This is a genomic window from Acidovorax sp. KPB24-07, from assembly GCF_057543315.1.
The window spans coordinates 1-690 of sequence record NZ_BAAJYS010000871.1 but is presented as its reverse complement, the minus strand read 5'-3'; the positions used below and the strand labels follow the sequence as shown (position 1 = coordinate 690).

The 690-nt window shown below is 74.5% G+C and carries 1 protein-coding gene; it reads left to right on the top strand.

Annotated elements, in window-relative coordinates:
* The coding region (locus tag AC27IQ_RS26380) for a translocation/assembly module TamB domain-containing protein (protein ID WP_487091424.1) at positions 1–690 on the top strand (690 nt) is incomplete at both ends.

The window sequence follows — 690 nt, the reverse complement described above, 5'->3', positions numbered from 1 at the left end:
CTCCGGCATCGCCATGGACTTCGACGCCGAGGCGCGCGCCCTGCAGGTGCTGGTGCGCGCCGACCGCCAGGTCAGCGTGTCCGGCAATCTGCAGGCGCGGCTGCGCCAGGGCCAGTTCACGCTGCGCGGCAAGCTCACCACCGACCGCGCCACCATCATCCTGCCCGAGGCCGGCGCACCCAGCCTGGGCACCGACGTGGTCGTGCGCTCCGCCGCCAAGGACCGCGAAACCGTCAAGCAGGCCGAACGCGCGGGCCAGGCCGCCGGCCGCGTGGAAGCCGCCAAGCCGCCGGACATCGCCGTCACCCTCAACCTGGGCGACGACTTTGCGCTGCAGGGCCACGGCATCACCACCCGCCTGGCGGGCGAGCTGGAGATCCGCGGCGCCACCGTCGCCGGGGCGCCGCCGCGCGTCACCGGCGAGGTGCGCACCGTGGAAGGCCGCTACCGCGCCTGGGGCCAGTCGCTCGATGTGGAGACGGGCCTGGCACGCTTCAACGGCCCGTACGACAACCCCGCGCTGGACATCCTGGCCATCCGGCCGAACATCAGCGTGCGCGCCGGCGTGCAGGTCACCGGCTCGGCCAAGGCGCCGCGCGTGCGACTCTATTCCGACCCCGATCTGCCCGACGCCGAAAAGCTCTCCTGGGTGGTGCTGGGCCGCAGCGGCGCCGCCGGCGCGCCGAGGCC